This window comes from Tsuneonella amylolytica (genome assembly GCF_003626915.1).
GTDB lineage: Bacteria > Pseudomonadota > Alphaproteobacteria > Sphingomonadales > Sphingomonadaceae > Tsuneonella > Tsuneonella amylolytica.
Map to the genome: position 1 here is coordinate 450803 of NZ_CP032570.1, position 15333 is coordinate 466135.

The 15333-nt window shown below is 69.3% G+C and carries 12 protein-coding genes; 2 read left to right on the forward strand and 10 right to left on the reverse strand.

Going from position 1 to position 15333, the window contains the following annotated elements; genetic code table 11:
- Nucleotides 1-17: 17 nt before the first annotated feature.
- Together D4766_RS02250 and D4766_RS02255 are read right to left on the reverse strand one after the other, a co-directional pair.
- Nucleotides 18-1370, reverse strand: a complete 1353-nt coding sequence (locus D4766_RS02250) for a PAS domain-containing HWE histidine kinase family protein (protein WP_120715982.1) — start codon at nucleotides 1368-1370, stop codon at nucleotides 18-20.
- 100 nt (nucleotides 1371-1470) lie between these two features.
- Nucleotides 1471-4653, reverse strand: a complete 3183-nt coding sequence (locus D4766_RS02255; RefSeq protein WP_234024858.1) for a DEAD/DEAH box helicase — start codon at nucleotides 4651-4653, stop codon at nucleotides 1471-1473.
- A gap of 242 nt (nucleotides 4654-4895) precedes the next feature.
- Between D4766_RS02255 and D4766_RS02260 the strand changes: the two genes are divergently transcribed.
- Both D4766_RS02260 and D4766_RS02265 read left to right on the forward strand, forming a co-directional pair.
- Nucleotides 4896-5915 carry a glycosyltransferase gene (locus tag D4766_RS02260; protein WP_120715984.1) on the forward strand — a complete coding sequence of 340 codons (1020 nt, stop codon included), beginning with the start codon at nucleotides 4896-4898 and terminating at the stop codon, nucleotides 5913-5915.
- A complete protein-coding gene (locus D4766_RS02265) occupies nucleotides 5912-6709 on the forward strand; it encodes a sulfotransferase family protein (protein ID WP_120715985.1) in 798 nt (265 codons plus the stop codon). The genes D4766_RS02260 and D4766_RS02265 overlap by 4 nt, the downstream gene beginning before the upstream one ends.
- Here the strand turns inward: D4766_RS02265 and D4766_RS02270 are convergent.
- The 8 genes from D4766_RS02270 to D4766_RS13965 all read right to left on the reverse strand — a co-directional run bounded on the left by D4766_RS02270 (nucleotide 6678) and on the right by D4766_RS13965 (nucleotide 15282).
- Nucleotides 6678-7454 carry a Crp/Fnr family transcriptional regulator gene (locus D4766_RS02270; protein ID WP_234024860.1) on the reverse strand — a complete coding sequence of 259 codons (777 nt, stop codon included), beginning with the start codon at nucleotides 7452-7454 and terminating at the stop codon, nucleotides 6678-6680. The genes D4766_RS02265 and D4766_RS02270 overlap by 32 nt on opposite strands.
- Before the next feature lie 83 nt (nucleotides 7455-7537).
- Nucleotides 7538-8443 carry a glycosyltransferase family 2 protein gene (locus D4766_RS02275; protein ID WP_120715986.1) on the reverse strand — a complete coding sequence of 302 codons (906 nt, stop codon included), beginning with the start codon at nucleotides 8441-8443 and terminating at the stop codon, nucleotides 7538-7540.
- On the reverse strand, nucleotides 8440-9600 hold the full coding sequence (locus D4766_RS02280) for a glycosyltransferase family protein (RefSeq protein ID WP_120715987.1): 1161 nt from the start codon (nucleotides 9598-9600) through the stop codon (nucleotides 8440-8442). Before D4766_RS02280 ends, D4766_RS02275 begins: the two co-directional genes overlap by 4 nt.
- Nucleotides 9587-11644, reverse strand: coding sequence for an HAD-IIB family hydrolase (locus tag D4766_RS02285; RefSeq protein WP_162935626.1), 2058 nt, complete (start codon nucleotides 11642-11644; stop codon nucleotides 9587-9589). Before D4766_RS02285 ends, D4766_RS02280 begins: the two co-directional genes overlap by 14 nt.
- 62 nt (nucleotides 11645-11706) lie before the next feature.
- A complete protein-coding gene (locus tag D4766_RS02290; RefSeq protein WP_120715989.1) occupies nucleotides 11707-12411 on the reverse strand; it encodes a PIG-L deacetylase family protein in 705 nt (234 codons plus the stop codon).
- A gap of 2 nt (nucleotides 12412-12413) precedes the next feature.
- Entirely contained in the window at nucleotides 12414-13625 is a 1212-nt protein-coding gene (locus D4766_RS02295; RefSeq protein WP_120715990.1) for a glycosyltransferase family 4 protein, read from the reverse strand.
- A complete protein-coding gene (locus D4766_RS02300) occupies nucleotides 13622-14470 on the reverse strand; it encodes a sugar phosphate isomerase/epimerase family protein (RefSeq protein ID WP_120715991.1) in 849 nt (282 codons plus the stop codon). Before D4766_RS02300 ends, D4766_RS02295 begins: the two co-directional genes overlap by 4 nt.
- Nucleotides 14467-15282 carry a YcaO-like family protein gene (locus D4766_RS13965; protein ID WP_234024861.1) on the reverse strand — a complete coding sequence of 272 codons (816 nt, stop codon included), beginning with the start codon at nucleotides 15280-15282 and terminating at the stop codon, nucleotides 14467-14469. The genes D4766_RS02300 and D4766_RS13965 overlap by 4 nt, the downstream gene beginning before the upstream one ends.
- Between the last annotated feature and the right edge of the window lie 51 nt (nucleotides 15283-15333).

Here is a 15333-nt window from a genome sequence, read left to right on the forward strand (position 1 = left end):
AAGGGGCGCACGTCCCCTTATTCGGCCGCCTCGGCCGCTTCGCGCACCGGGTCGGCGATAACCCCGCGTTCCGCCGACAGCCGCCAGACGATCCCGTCGGCCGCGAAATCGTACGTCACCTCGGCGCCGAGCCCGCGGCGGGGAATGTCCTCGATGAGCTGGCTGCCGAACCCGCGACGGGACGGCGGGGGCACGGGCGGGCCGCCACTCTCGCGCCATTCCATCTCGAACCCGTCGGGACAATCCCAGCGAATATCGACGAAGCCGCCGGGGACCGAAAGCGCGCCGTATTTGAGCGAGTTGGTGGCAAGTTCGTGCAGCGCCATCCCGACGATCTCCGCTGCGCGGGGCACCAGCGCGCAGCCGGGACCGGAATGACTGATCCGGACGCCCTTGCCCTCCACGAAGCGGAGCTGCAGGCGCACCAGTTCTTCGACGGGCACTTCCTTCCAGTCACGCCGGACGAGAATGTCCTGGTTGACCGCGAGGCTGCCGACCCGCTCGGCAAAGCGCTTCACGAGTTCCGGATCGCCCGCGATCGAGCTGCGGGCCAGCGCCTGTACCTTGGCCAGCATGTTCTTGCTGCGATGGTTCACTTCGCGCAGCAGCACGTTGATCTGTTCGGACTGCTCGCGCTGCTCGGTGATGTCGGTGTTGGTGCCGAACCAGCAGACGATATTACCGTCGGCATCGCGGATCGGCTTGGCCCGGCTCAGGAACCAGCGCCATTCCCCGTCGCAGCTCTTGAGGGGAAACAGGTCTTCCCATTCCTCCCCGGAATCGAGCGACTTGCGAAACTTCGCTTCCACCCGCTCGAGGTGATCGGCGTGATGGACCGCCCGCCAGCCCCATCCCCGCATCGCTGCCAGATCGGTGCCGGTATAATCGTACCAGCGCTGGTTGTACCACAAAATGTCGCCGTCGGCCTCGGCGATCCACGCCAGCTGCGAGATGTTGTCGGCCAGCATGCGAAAGCGATGCTCGCTGTCGCGAAGCTGGCGCTCGATGTCCAAACGCTCGCCCGCATCGCGGGCGATCTTGCTGGCGCCCACGATCCGGCCCTCGGCATCGCGCACCGGGGAGATGGTAACGACGACGGGCAACTCACTGCCATCCTTGTGCAGCCGGGTGGCGAGCGAGAGGGCGATCCTTTCGCCGTTACGGATGCGCGAGAGGATGAGGTCCTCTTCGTCCTGCCGGTCCGCAGGAAGCAGCCGCCGGATCGATTGCCCGACCATCTCCTCGCTGGACCAACCGAAAATGCGCTCCGCCGCCGGGTTCCAGCTGAGTACGATACCGTCGAGATCCTTCGCCACGATCGCATCGTCGGACGATTGCACGATCGCGGCGTAATGATCTTGCGGTTTCATCAAGCGCCTTTCGCGTCTGGGCTGCAACGCGCAATCCGACCGGCCGAACCTACACATGGATTATACGGTTGCGCAATATCGGGTGGTACGCAGTGCTTGTTTAGCGGCCCCGTCCCGTCTTCACGCTCGCCAGCACTGTCTCGGTTCGCGCGATGCGGGCGATCGGATCGTCGATAGCCTCGGCCAGGATGAACCGGTCGCCGCTGCGGGTCACGCCCTCGACGCCGGCGAGCGCATCGCCCTCGCCGCGCGGGGTAAAGGCCACTGCGGCGGGGCCGGCGTCGATCCGCTCGATCGACGCGCGCCGGGCGAGGATGCGCAGCTGGACCGCGCGCAGGAACGCCCGCGCTTCGGACGGCAGTACGCCGAACCGGTCGCGCAGTTCGGCGCGCAGGGCTTTGAGCTCGTCTTGCGTCTGGATGCGGGCGGCGCGCGCATAGAGGCCGACGCGCAGGTCATCGTCGCCGATCCAGTCGCCCGGCAGGCAGCCTTGGATGCCGAGCGTCAGTTCGGGCGCCCAGCGATCCTGCACCGGTTCGCCGCGAACCGTCCGCACCGATTGTTCGAGGAGGAAGCGGTAGAGGTCGGCACCGATCAGCTTCATGTGCCCGGTCTGGTCCGCGCCCACCAGATCGCCCGCCCCGCGCATGTCGAGATCGCGCGCGCTGATGGCGAACCCGGCGCCAAGGCTGTCGAAGGCCGACAGGGTCCCGAGCCGCTTCAGCGTATGATCGGCCAGGCTTTGCCCCGGCTCGGTCGCCAGCATGATGCTGCCGCGCCGGCGCCCGCGCCCGACCCGTCCGCGCAGCTGGTGAAGTTGGGCGAGGCCGAACCGATCGGCGTGGAGCACGATCATCGTGTTGGCGCGCGGCACGTCGAGCCCGGCCTCGATGATGTTAGTGGCCAGCAGCACGTCGCCGTCGCCCGCGGCGAAGCGGACCATCGCGTCCTCGAGTTCGGCGGCGGGCAGCTTTCCGTGGGCCTGAATGACTTCGAGTTCGGGGACGATCCCGGCGAGCTGATCGGCGATGGGGGGGAGGTCCTCGATGCGCGGCACGACGACGAAGCTCTGCCCATGGCGCACTTTCTCCCGCATTAGCGCCGCGCGCACGGTCTGGGGATCGAACTCGGCGATGCGGGTGCGGATCGGCTGGCGACGCGCAGGTGGCGTCGCGAGGATCGACAAGTCTTGGATGCCGAGCAGGGCGGACTGGAGCGTGCGCGGGATCGGGGTGGCCGACAGCGACAGCAGGTGGCCCGCCGACAGGTCGCGCAGGCGGTCCTTGTCCGCCTTTCCGAAGCGCTGCTCCTCGTCGATCACCACGAGCGCGAGATCGGCATACTCCACCGCCTTGCCGGCAACCGCGCTGGTGCCGACGACGATGCCGATCGACCCGTCCTTGAGGCCGGCGAGGACGCGCTTCTTGTCGGCTGCGCTGGTCAGGCGCGACAGCATCGCGACCTCGACCCCGCTCTTGGCGAAGCGCTGCTGGAACGTCTCGTAATGCTGGCGCGCGAGCACGCTGGTCGGCGCGGCAAGCGCAACCTGGCTGCCCGCAAGCGCCGCGGCGGCGGCGGCGCGCAGGGCGACCTCGGTCTTGCCGTAACCGACATCGCCCACGATGAGCCGGTCCATCGGCCTGCCCGATGCGAGATCCCCGAGCACCGCCTCGATCGCGCGGTGCTGGTCGGCGGTTTCGGAAAACGGAAATCGCGCGCAGAACCGTTCGTAGGCGTCGGTCTCGGGTTCGAGGACGGGGGCGGTCTGCCCGGCGCGTTCCTCCGCAAGCGCGACGAGCTTCCCGGCGGCGTCCTCCATCTCGTGTTGGATGGCGGCGCGGCGTTTCGTCCAGCTCGTGCCGTTCAGCGTATCGAGCGCGACACCGTCCGCATCGGCACCGTACCGCCAGACGCGGTCTAGGTCGAATACGGGGACCAGCCGCACGGTGTCCTTGGCGAAGGCGAGCTTGACCGCGTCGCCGCCGCCCGTACCCATCCCGTCCAGGTCGGGCATGGGCTCGATGCCGAGGACGCGTCCGAGACCGTGATCCTCGTGCACCACGACATCGCCGATGTGAATGTCCGACAGCCCGAGAAGATCGGCATGGGGGTTGGCCGCGCTTTCGGCATCGATCCGCTCGGCCCGTCCTCCCAGAAGATCCGCTCCGGCGACCGCGACGAGGCCGTCCATGCGGAAGCCGCGCTCGGCGGGTGCGGCAAGCAGGGTGACTTTCGCCTTCGACTTTTCGAGCTCCGCCCAGGAACCGGCGGTCGCGACGCGGCCGATGCCGGATGGTAGGCGCGCGGCGATGAAGCGCAGGTCGCGGTTCCCGGCAAGGATCGCGATCCGGTTGCCGGCGCCGGTTTCGGCACGCAGGAATGCTTCGGCCGCCTCGGCCGCATCGGCGCTTTCCACGAAACGCGGGACCGGTTCGCCGGCGGCGGGCAGTTCGATGCGATGGGCTTCCTCCAGCGCGCCGTTCCATCGCTTTTCAGACAGGAGCGTCTTGCATCCCGCCTTGCCCACCGTGTCCTCCGCCAGCGCGCGGACGGACTGGCGGCGGCGGTCCGCCTTCGCCGGAAGCGACAGCGCCGCGCCGGGGAGGTGATCGAGCAGCGAGACGCCGCGGGCCGGCACGTCGGGCTCGCAAGCGCGCCCGATTTCGCAAGTTTCGAGTTCGGCGACGGTCCGCTGGTCGAGGGGGTCGTAGGTGCGGATGCCGGCGACGATGCCGTCCTTCGCCTCGATCCGGAAGGGCAGGTCGCCGTCGACGGGAAAGACGTTGAGGACCTTTTCGTGAACGCCGACCTCGCCCGGCTCGTCCACTCGCTCGTCCATGACGTAACCGACCGCGACGAGTTCCTCGGCAAGCGTAGCAAGATCCACCGCCTGCCCCGCCTCGATCCGTGGGGGGAGCGCGGCGTAGGCTTTTGGATCGGCGTAGGAGTACGCCAGCGCCTCGCCGGTGGTGACGAGCGCGATGGGCGGGCGCTTCGTGCCGTCTTGCGCCTCGGCCAGCGAGCGCAGCGCGGAAATGCGCGAACCGATGTTGGTCGCCGAAGCGGGCGTCGTTTCACCGGGAAGGACGTCGGTCGCCGGCATAGTGACGACGTGGGCGGCGGGCGCAAAGGCGCGCAGCAGGCCGGCGATGGCGCGGGCCTCGGTATCGTCCTTCGCGGCGTGGACGACGTCGCCCGTCGCCAGCCGCTCGGCCAGCACCGCGGCGACATGCGCCGGGTTGAATATCGCCTTCGCCTGCCCGGCCGTTTTCCTGTCGCGCACCCTGTTGGTCGTCCTTGTCCGATTGTGCTGTACGAACCTTCGACGCGCATCTTGCGTTCCGCGCGCGTGACCCGTGGCACGCACAATGAAGGTTGCCTCCAGCGCAAGCGCGTTGATGTAGCGACCAGGGTGCGGCATGGCCGCGGAGATTACCCTCCCACAAGCCGGACCGGAGCCCTCTCTTGCGCATCGCCGTGATCGCCCATTTGCGCCATCCCGTCGCGCCTCCGTTCAAAGGGGGGATGGAAGCGCATTGCGCGACGTTATGCGCCGGGTTGGTGGAGCGCGGGCACGAGGTGATACTGTTCGCCGCACCGGGGAGCGGCTGCGCCGGCGAGGTCCGCACGATCTGCGAGGCACCCTACGAGGACGTACTCCCCTGGCACGATTGGCACGGCACCCCCGAACTCAACGACTGGCAGCGCTCCGCCTACGCGAGGGCATGGGACGCGATCGGTGACGGCGAGTTCGACGTCGTCCACAACAACACGCTGTTTCCTGCGCTGATCGAATGGGCGCGGAGCGACGGCGTACCGATGCTGACCTCCCAGCACGTGCCCCCGTTCGGCCGGATGCACGACGCGGTCATCGCCGCGGCCGGCGATGCGCGGGCGCAAGTGAGCGTCACCTCGGCCAGCCAGGTGCCGCTGTGGTTCGACGAAGCGCCCGCGAACCTGTCGGTCGTCCACAACGGCATCGACACCGCGTGGTGGTCCCCCGCCGAGCGCGGCGAGCGGCTGGTGTGGTCGGGCCGGATCACCGCGAACAAGGGTACGGACCATGCGCTCGAGGCCGCGCGCCGGGCGGATGTCGCGCTCGATATCGTGGGTACGATCGAGGATGCCGCCTACTTCGCCGCCGAGGTCGAGCCGTTACTCGACGAGCGCCGCCGCTATCTCGGCCACCTGTCCGCCGAGGCTCTGCGCGAGGCGATCGCGGGCGCGGCGGCCTGCGTGGTGACGCCGATGTGGCCCGAACCGTTCGGCCTCGTCGCCGCAGAAGCGCTGTCGTGCGACGTGCCCGTGATCGCCTACGCCAACGGTGCGATGGCCGAGGTGGTCGGCCCGGCCGGTATCCTCGTGCCGCCGGGCGACATCGACGCGCTGGCGGCCGCGATGCGCGCGGGCGTCACGCTCGATCCCGGCGCGGCACGGCAGCGGGCGCTCGATCTCTTTTCCATCCCCACGATGATCGCCGGGTACGAACGGCTTTACGACCGTGCCAAGCGCGCTACGGCCCTGGCTCCGGAGCCGGTCGCGTGACCGTGCCGCCCCCGCATCGCTACGTGTTCGTCGGCGGCCTGCATCGCTCGGGCACGAGCCTGCTTGCGCGTCTGCTCGCCGCCCATCCGGCGATCGGTGCCATCGAAGGTGCGCCGGTGCCCGAAAACGAAGGGTGCTACCTCCAGGGCGCGATCCCGCACACCGCCCGCCACGGCGTGCCCGCCCACTTCGCGACCGATCCGGCGCAGCACATGACCGAGGGGCACCCCCTCGACACGCTCGCCACCCGCGAGCGGCTGGAGGCCGACTGGGCCCCGTGGTTTCCGCAAGACACGCCGTGGCGCGTGGAGAAGTCGCCGGTCAACTGCACCCGCACCCGGCTGCTCCAGTCGCTCTACCCGCTGGCGCAGTTCGTCATCGTGACCCGGCACCCGGCCTTCGTCGACCAGGCGATGCGCAAATGGGGCATCGGGGCCGACGCCGATTTTCCTGCCCACTGGCGCGCCGCGCACGAAACGATCCTCGGCGATGTCGAGCACCTCCATGCGGCCGCAGTGGTACGGTACGAGGATCTCGTCGCCGATCCCGACCGCACGCTGGCCGCGCTGTTCGCCTTCCTCGATCTCGATCCGGTACCGGCGACGGAGGTCGTAGAGGACGGTAATGCGGCATACGCCGACGCGGCGCGGGCGAGCGATGCGGCTTACGACCGGCTCGGCTACCTGGCGGGCGGCAAGACAGCCCCCTTTACTCCGATAGTCCGCCATCCGTTGCGCGCCGTGCGCGAGAAGGCCGTGAGCCTTACTCCCGCGTCAGTTCGTCGCCCAGCTTGAGCGGCCCCTCCCCGTAAAGGTAGCGGGGATCGAACTTCGCTGTGTCTTCCAGCCGGGCCCGGTCGTGGATCGTCACCCTTCCGCGCGACAGGGTGACGATCTCGGCCTCACGCAACTGACGCACGATGCGGTTGAGATGGACGGGCGTCGTCCCGCAGGCGTCGGCCATCTCGACCTGGGTGAGCGGCATGGCATAACCGTCCTCCTCGGCCAGGCCGACGAAATTGAGCCGGTGCCACATCTCGCAAAGGAAATGAGCGAACCGCCCGTCGAGGGCGAGGTGTTCCATCGTGAGGATCCATTCGCGATGGATTGCCGCTTCCAAGGCGGACGCGAACCACAGCAACCGCCCGATATGGGGCTGGCGGGCGATCACCTCCTCCAGTTTGTCATGGGCGACATATCCCACCTTTGCCGGTCCGATCGCGACGACATCGTGATCCACACGCTTGAGGGCGAAGGCATGAAGGTCCACGAAATCGCCCGGCACTTGGAGCGAAACGATGTGTCGGCGTCCATCGCGCCAAACCATGCGGGCAATCCATCCTTCGAGAAGGATGGTGCTGCGGCTCGCCAGCGTGCCGGCCTTCAGTATCGTATGGTTATGATCCAGCCGCTCGACATCGCCGATCATATTCTCGATCGTTGCCCGCTCTTCCGGGGACAAGGCATGCCGGGCGCGACCCTTCAGGAACATCCAGGTCTTGGGGCAGACTGTCTCCACCATGGTGTCGGGGCTCGTCATGAGTCTGCTCCTACCCGATGCCCCCCGGCATACAGTTATCAATTATCAGCTCAAACCGGCGGTTCCGGTTGGCTGTGGACGGTTCATCCGACTGGCGCGGCCTCGCTTTCGAGCTGCTCGAGTACGACGCGGGTCGAGGCGTACGGCTGGTCTTCCTGCTGACGCGTCAGGGCGCGGTCGGCCTCGGTCACCTCGCGCAGGCGGGTCCAGCGGCCATCCACGGGTTCGGCCAGCCCCATCAGGCGAAACGCACGCAGCCAGTGCTGCATCGTCGGCTCGCCCCATTTCGATGCGAAGTATTCGGCATTGGCGATGACGCTGTCGACGTGATGCACCGGCGGCATGTGGTGGGGGTGGTATTGGTGATAGGCCTTGGCCCCGCGCACCCACCACAGCGGCAGCCCCTTCTCTGAGCAGACCCGGCCGAAGTCGGTATCCTCCCCGCCGTAGCCCACGTATCCCTCGTCGAAACCGCCCGACCGCGCGAACGCATCGGCGGTCATAGCGAAATTGAGCGACCAGAAGCAGCGATAGTCGCGGCAGCGGCCGAGCACGTCCTCCGGCGGGCCGGCGCGTTCCGAATGCTGGACGCCGAGTTCGTCAAGCGCCCGGAAATCGAAGGTGTCGAGCGGCGCATCCTTCGGCAGGTAGGCGACCTCGCCCATGAAGACGCCGTCCTCCTGCCCCGCGACCCAAGCGTAGTCACCCACGAGTGCAGGGTGCGGTATGCAATCGACGTCGAGAAACACCAGCAGGTCGCCGGTCGCGGCGCGCGCGGCGGCGTTGCGCGCGGCGGCGAGCGACAGCCCCTCGCCCGGACGGTGGATCTGCCGGATGGGAAAATCGGTTTCGGGAAGATCGTACAGGTCGTCCTGCAAGACGGTCACCACGAGTTCCGCCGGCTGCCATGCACTGCCGGCAAGACCGCGCACGAGGTTGACGAGATGTCCGGCGCGCCCGTGCGCCAGGGTGCAGACCGATATGTTCATGCCGCGATGATTCCGTGTTCTTCCGCCGCGGGTTCGCCGCAGCATTTGCGTGCAAGGTTCTCGAGCCACAGCGCCGCGCCCTCGGCCGCATGGGGATCGGCGAAGCCGGGGCCGAGCGCAGGATCGACCCGCGCCGCTTCGGCCCACAGGCGCGCCCATTCGTCCGCATGGGACGGCCAGACCGGTGCGAAGGCGCACACGCCCGCGGCGGCGAGCGCCTCGGCCTTGCGCTGCTGCTCGGCGAAATAGCGCCACTCGGGCACGGCGATCCACGGCTTGCCGGTAGCCAGCACCTGGTGGACCGTGGTGTTGCCGCAGCTCGACACGATGCGGTCAGCGGCGGCGATCCAGTCGTCGGCGTCGTCCACCCAGCCGCGCAGCTCGAGATTGCCCGGCGGGGTTTCGTGCCATTCGGAAAACGTCTTGCCGATGACGACCCATTGCGTACCGGGCTCCGCCCGTGCACCCAGCGTCAGCGGCGCGGTCGGTGTGCCCTGCCCGCCGCCGCCGGCCAGCACCAACACGACATCGCGCGATGGGGGAATGCCGAGCTTGCGCCGCGCGGCCTCGCGGTCCCGCGGGGCGGCGTCGATGCCGATGCCGCCGCAGTAATGCGTCTTGCGCCGCAGATGCTCGGGCCGGTCCGGCTGCTCCAGCCTCTCGTCGAAGGGGGCGAGGAGACCGACGGCCGCTTCGTAGGATGCCATATGGCCGGGATCGCCACGATCGCCGTGCTGGACGACCGCAACGTGCGGTATCGAGGCAATGCGGGCAAGCTGGCCGAGTTCCGCCGACACGTCGGTCACGAACAGCGCGGGGCGCGCCTTCGCGAACCAGTCCGTCAACGTGGCGATCGCCTGCGTAATGGTCGGCCAGCCGAGCGGCGCGCAGTGCAGTGTCGGCGGGGTCGGCTGCGCAGCGAGGAAGGGTTCCTCGGCGCCCTCCCCTTCGAACAGCGAGGGGATGCGGACGACCGAGACATGATCGGCCAAGGGCGGGAAGATGTCGTCGCGGGCTGCGAACAGCACGACTGGCCGGGTCGGCGGCATCGCGTTCGCGAGCGCGGCGATCCGTTCGGCATGGCCGCGCCCCTGGTGGTGGACGAAGACGCCGACGGGCCGCCGCCCCGCCGTGCCGCTGGCGTCAGGCTGCTGCATCGAGCACCCGCTTCGCCGAGCCGCGCCGGGCGTGCCACAGCAGCCCTTCCAGCACGCCTGCGGCATGGGCGCGGCTGGCGCGGTAGACGTGCTGGAGTTCCGCGATCCGCGCGAGGTCTGGGTCGTGGTTCGCCACCACGACCGCGCCGGGGCAGGCGGCGAGCATATCGGCGTCGTTTCCGCTGTCGCCCGCGGCGATCACCCGCTCGCACGGCAAGCCGAGCACCCGCGTGACGTGGCGCATCGCCGCGCCCTTGCCGGCGTTGGGCGGAAGTACGTCGAGCAGGCGGCCGTGGCTGTAGACGACGCGCGCCTCGATACCGTTTCTCTCCAGGGCGCGCTCGACCGCCGCGGCGACGTCGGGTCCGTCCGCGAAATAACTGAGCTTGAAGGGGCGCTGATCGATGTCGGCCTGCGGAGCGAGGCCGGGGATGGCGGCCAGTGCGGCGCCTGCGGCCTCGGGCCGCCAGGCATTCTCGATCGCTTGCCGGAAGTCCTCGTCGCGGCGGTAGTCCCGCCCGTCGCGCCAATAGATCTCGGTCCCGACCGAAGAGACGATGACGTCGGGTTCGGGCAGGCTCCACTCCAGAAGGAGCCGCCGCGCCTCGGTGAGCGAGCGGCCGGTGGCGACCCCGAACGCGGTCGTCGCAGCGTGGCGGCGAAGATAGGTCGCGAGCCGCAGCGCGCCGTCCGGGCAGCCCGTCAGCGTGTTGTCGATGTCGCTCAGCAGCAGGCGCGCGGGCGTCGCGAGGCGCAGGGCCACGGTCCGGTCGGTCAGCCGCTTCGTCAAAGTCGCAAAACCGGCGGCGTACGCATCCCACGACATCGCGGGTGCGTTGCGCCGGGCGTTGGCGGAGAATGCCCGCCAGCGCGCAGGGGTCGCTATCACGTCCTCGATGGCGCGGGCGATGGCGGCGGGGGAACGGGGATCGACGAGCAAACCGTGCTCGATCTCGCCGACGATGTCCTGCGGGCCGCCGCAATTGGTGGCGACGACCGGCAGCCCATGCATCGCGGCCTCGACAAGCGTCAGGCCATAGGGTTCGTTGAGCGCGGGATTGACGAACACGCCGCCGCTTTCGCGAGCAAGATCGTAGAGGCCCGCGACCTCGGCCTGCGTATGCCGGCGCGGGAAAGCGACCTGGCCGTGGAGGTCGTGCCGGTCGATCGCATCGACGATCCCGTGCAGCACCGCGCGCTGCTCCTCGCCGCCGTCGGCCAGCCCTTCGCGCAAGCCAGCGAGGATCACGAGATTCGCGCGGGCGCGCAGCGACGGGCTAGATGCGAAGGCTTCGACCAGGGCGACGAGGTTCTTCTTGTGCACGGGACGCGCTATCGCAAGCACCATGCGGCGGCAGGGATCGCGCAGGAACGGGGCGATGAGTGCCTTTGCGGCATCGCGGTCGACCTCTGTCGAGGGCACGGCATCGACCCCGGGGCGCAGCCGGAAGATACGCCCCGGCGCCGCGGACCGGTAATCGGGCAGCTGGCGCTCGCATTCGTCGCGCGAGGACGCGACGATCGCATCGGCCGCGCCGATCGCGCGCTCTTCCTCCAGAACCCGTGCCGCAAGGAGGTCGCCGCCGAGCCCGGTCTTGAGCTTGTCCCGGCCCAGCGAGTGGGCGGTGTAGACGAAGGGAATGCCGAACCGTTCGCGCACCGCTTGCGCGACTTCGGCGGCGTCGGCGAAATGCGCGTGAATGACGTCGGGGAGCTGCGGCTGGCGCTCGAGATAGCGGCACAACTCGGCGGTGAACGCGGGCCGGTCCTGCGCCAGCGCTTCCTTGGCGAGATAGGCGCGGTTCCCGCTGTCGATTCGCACGATGCGCAGGGTGGGCGAAAGATCCTCGACCGCGCGGGCGTATTCGGGACCGAGCGCAGGTTCTTCGAACAACCGGGTGACGACCTCGACCGCTTCGACACCGTCGAGCTCGGACAAAGCCCGCGCCGCGCCCAGCACATAGGCGATATGGCCGCCGGTATCCTCGGTCAGACCGTATGCCACTGGAGGTGCCTTGAGGCATCCGCCGAGGGCGAGGCTCATTATCCGCATATATTCCCCTCGGTAAACAACCCTAACCGGGGGTCGGCCCTATTGTTCCTGCATCAAGTCTCTTGATTCAGTAACATATGTTGGGTGAGGCCTTCGTGCTTCCAGCCATCGAGCGCCTCAGCAGCGGCATCTGCGCCGCCGAACTGGAAGCCGAGCTGGCTGCGATAGGCCAGCAAAGCGGTGCGTTTGCGCCGGGCCGGCTCGCCGCTAACGGGCACGCGCACGATTCCCCGTGGCGCAGCCGCCTCGCGCATGGCGTAGGGGTAGTCCTCCCACCAGACGACCGGAAGCGCGCTCGCGACCGCTTCCAGCGCAGCGCGGACGGCGAGGTGGTCGACATGATTGCCGACGCCGAAGGGAGCATAGATCGTATCGGGCGCGAAGGCGGCGATCTCGCGCGCCAGCGCCTCGCGCAGGGGCGGTGCGATATCGTCGCCGGGGTGCGCGCCCGCGAACAGTGCCGCCGCGCTATCGTAACCCCGGTGCGGCGCTTCGAGCAGCGGCAGATGCGCGGCCTCGGCCCCGATCGCGGCGCATGCCTCACGGTCTTCCGCGCGGCGCAGGGCCATGTAGTCGGCCTCGGCCTCCAGCCCCTTGTCGCGCTGGCACGCGAGCGCGAAGCCGGTCGGGCTCGCGACGCTACCGGTGAAGCAGGTCACCACCCGAACCGTATCGCCCCCCAGCGCATGCGCGGCGAGCGTCGCACCGGCGGAGAACACCGCATCGTCGAGATGGGGCGAGAACGCGAGGACGCGCATCGTCACAGCAGGTGCGGTTCGGCGCGGAAACGGCAGGCGGGGTCGAGCGGCAGGTTCGTCTCGAACGGCGCCGGCCCTCCCCCGGACTCGACGGCAGCGTAAATCCCGGCGATCTGCCGCGCGACGATGTCCCAGCCGTAAGTCGCGCGGCATTCGGCGAGCGCCGCATCGGCAAGCCGCCGGCGCTCCGCCGGATCGTCGATCAGGCGCTGGAGCGCGGCGGCCTGCGCGCCGATATGGCCGGGCTGGACGAGCAGCCCGTTCTCGCCGTCGCGCACACAGTCCGACACCCCGACCGCGTGACAGGACACCACGGCAAGCCCCGAGGCCATCGCCTCCAGGATCGTGTTCGAGAATCCCTCGGCATAAGTCGGCGAGGCGAAGATCGCGTGCCTGCGGTAGATCGCGGGGACGTCGGCGTATTCGGCATAACCGGTGAGCGCGATGCGGCCTTTCAGCCCGGCATCCGCGACCGCCTGCCGCGCCGGCTCGAGATCGGGTCCGATGCCCGAGATCGTCGAGCGCCACTCGCCCGACAGGCGCGCGCAGGCGGCGACGAAATCGAGCACGCCTTTCCGCCGGTCGACCCGGCCGTGGTAGAGGATCGGCGAGGGTCCGTCTGGCAAGCGACCGCCGGGCGTGAAGCGCGCGGTATCGACCGCCCCGGGCACGATGGTGAACCGCTCCATCGGCGTGCCGAGCCGTTCGTGGACTTCCTCGGCGAAGCTCGCCCCGCCGATCAGCACCGCGTCGGCATGGTCGAGCACGCGCACCATCGCGAGACGGTGGGTTTCGCAGCACGAGCCGACCCAATGCCCGTCCCCGCCCTGGATCGACACGACCACCGGCAGGCCGAGCCGCCGGCCGGCGATCACCGTCGCCCAGCCCGTGGGATAGCCGTATTGCGCGTGCAGCACGTCGAACGGCGCCGCGTCGTGCTCTGCCTCGATCCTGGCGACGAGCGTGTTGATGTCGCGCTCGAAATCCCCGCCGTCCTGCTCGCCGATCTGCTCCATCCCGACGACGCGCACGCCGGGCACATCGGGCGGCGGGCCCCCGCCGTAGACGCCGCGTCCGAATGCATCGCCGCGGTACTGGCTGATCATCGTGACGTCGTGGCCCAGCGCGACGAGTTCGCGCAGAAGGTTCGCGGCGTAGATCGACATGCCGCTGATCGCCGGAAAGAACCGCCGGCTGACGAAGCATATCCTCATGCGCGCCGCTCCGCCCCGCCCTCGCGGACACGCAGCCAGGCGATGCTTTCGGGAATGGCGAGATGCGCGCGCGGGCTCTCGCGCGAGAGTTCGACCGATACGAGCCGGTCGTAGCCGACCTCCCGCAACGCCAGAAGGATCGCCGGCACGTCCATGTCGCCTTCGCCGAAGGGCAGATGGACGTGGACGCCGCGCGCCATGTCCTCGATCGCGACGGTGCCCAGGTGGTCGGCGTATCGCCGCACCGCGTCCGCCGGGTCGATGTCGCCGCTGACGATGCAGTGCCCGGTATCGAGCGCAAGACGCAGCCGGGGGTGACGGGCCCGAAGCGCTTCCCACTCGCCGCAGGTTTCGATCAGCATGCCGGGTTCCGGCTCGAACGCGGCGACGACGCCCGCCGCCTTGGCGTGGTCGAGCACGCGGGCAAGACCCTCGTCGAGCCAGCCGCGCACCGCCGCATCCCCCACCCCGGGGCGCGGCACGCCCGCCCAGAAGCTGACCGCGTCCGCACGCCAGATTGCAGCGATTTCGCACGCCCGGGCGAGGAAGGCCACGCGGCGGTCGCGCCCGTCCGCCTCGGGCGAGATCAGCGTCGGTTCGTGCTTGGCCCGGGGATCGAGCAGGTAGCGCGCCCCCGTCTCCACAATGGCTCCCATTCCGAGGTCGTCGAGCAGGCGGCCGATCCGCTCGGCCTCGCCGCGCCAGTCGGGGGCGAAGGGATCGCAATGGTGATGGTCGAGCGTGATCGCCGCCCCGACATACCCGCTGTCGGCCATCAGCCGCAGCGCATCGTCCAGCCGGTGGTTGGCTGCGCCGTTGGTGTTGTAAGCGTAACGCAGGCTCACGCGCTTGGCCGTGCTTCGGCGGCAGCGGCGGCGTGATGCGCCTCGGGCTCGCGGTAGAGCGGATAGAGCGGCCCCACGATTTCGCGCGCCCTGGCCATGTCGAACAGCGGCCGGCCGCCCAGCCTTTCCATTGCCGCTTCGGTCACCCGCACCGGCTCCAGCCCCTCGCGCGCTTCGCCGAAGCGGATCAGCGGACTGTCCATCGCCATGAGCTTGGCGACCCCGCGCTCGCCGATCCGGCCATAGCTCATCGTCTCGACCTCCATGCCCGGCACGATCAACTTGACCGTGGAGACCGGGCAGCCCGGCGGGGTCATGTCGACGTAGAGAACGTCGAACCCCGCCGCCGCGACCCGGTCGAGCGCGATGCGCCCGCGGTCGCGCGCGCCGGGGCACGGCGTGTGCGGAAGCTCGGAGAACGGTTTGCGGGTGCGCTCCGACAGCATGTTGGGGGCCAGCCATCCGCGAATGGTCGCCGCGTCGCGCGACTGCCAGTCGATCATCGCGGCGAGCGCACGGGTGTCGCTGCTCTTCGCCGCACCGCCGCTTTCGGCGAGGAAGCGGTCCACGTAACCGGCGGGGCTCAGCGCCCGGGTGCGTGCGTCGTCGCCGTGGGCATACGCCTTGCGCGATCGGCTGGCGGCGTATTCGGTCAGCGCCTTTTCCAGCGCTGCCCAGGCATCGGGATGCGCCGCCTCGCCGCACGCCGAAACCATGATGGGTTCGGCCGGTTCGCCGCGTTCGTCGATGCCGACGCAGTAGAGATTGGCGATGCCGAACTCGTCGGTCGCGAATTTCGGGATGGGGCGCACGCCCGCCGCCTTCGTAACGGGCCAGGAGGTCCGCGATGGAAGACGGAAGAT

Bases quoted from the DNA above. Each gene is read 5' to 3' on its own strand.
- D4766_RS02280 (WP_120715987.1), bottom strand. From the start codon at position 9,600: ATGCAGCAGCCTGACGCCAGCGGCACGGCGGGGCGGCGGCCCGTCGGC.
- D4766_RS02295 (WP_120715990.1), bottom strand. From the start codon at position 13,625: ATGAGGATATGCTTCGTCAGCCGGCGGTTCTTTCCGGCGATCAGCGGC.
- D4766_RS02275 (WP_120715986.1), bottom strand. From the start codon at position 8,443: ATGAACATATCGGTCTGCACCCTGGCGCACGGGCGCGCCGGACATCTC.
- D4766_RS02290 (WP_120715989.1), bottom strand. From the start codon at position 12,411: ATGCGCGTCCTCGCGTTCTCGCCCCATCTCGACGATGCGGTGTTCTCC.
- D4766_RS02285 (WP_162935626.1), bottom strand. From the start codon at position 11,644: ATGAGCCTCGCCCTCGGCGGATGCCTCAAGGCACCTCCAGTGGCATAC.
- D4766_RS02270 (WP_234024860.1), bottom strand. From the start codon at position 7,454: ATGACGAGCCCCGACACCATGGTGGAGACAGTCTGCCCCAAGACCTGG.
- D4766_RS02260 (WP_120715984.1), top strand. From the start codon at position 4,896: ATGGAAGCGCATTGCGCGACGTTATGCGCCGGGTTGGTGGAGCGCGGG.
- D4766_RS02250 (WP_120715982.1), bottom strand. From the start codon at position 1,370: ATGAAACCGCAAGATCATTACGCCGCGATCGTGCAATCGTCCGACGAT.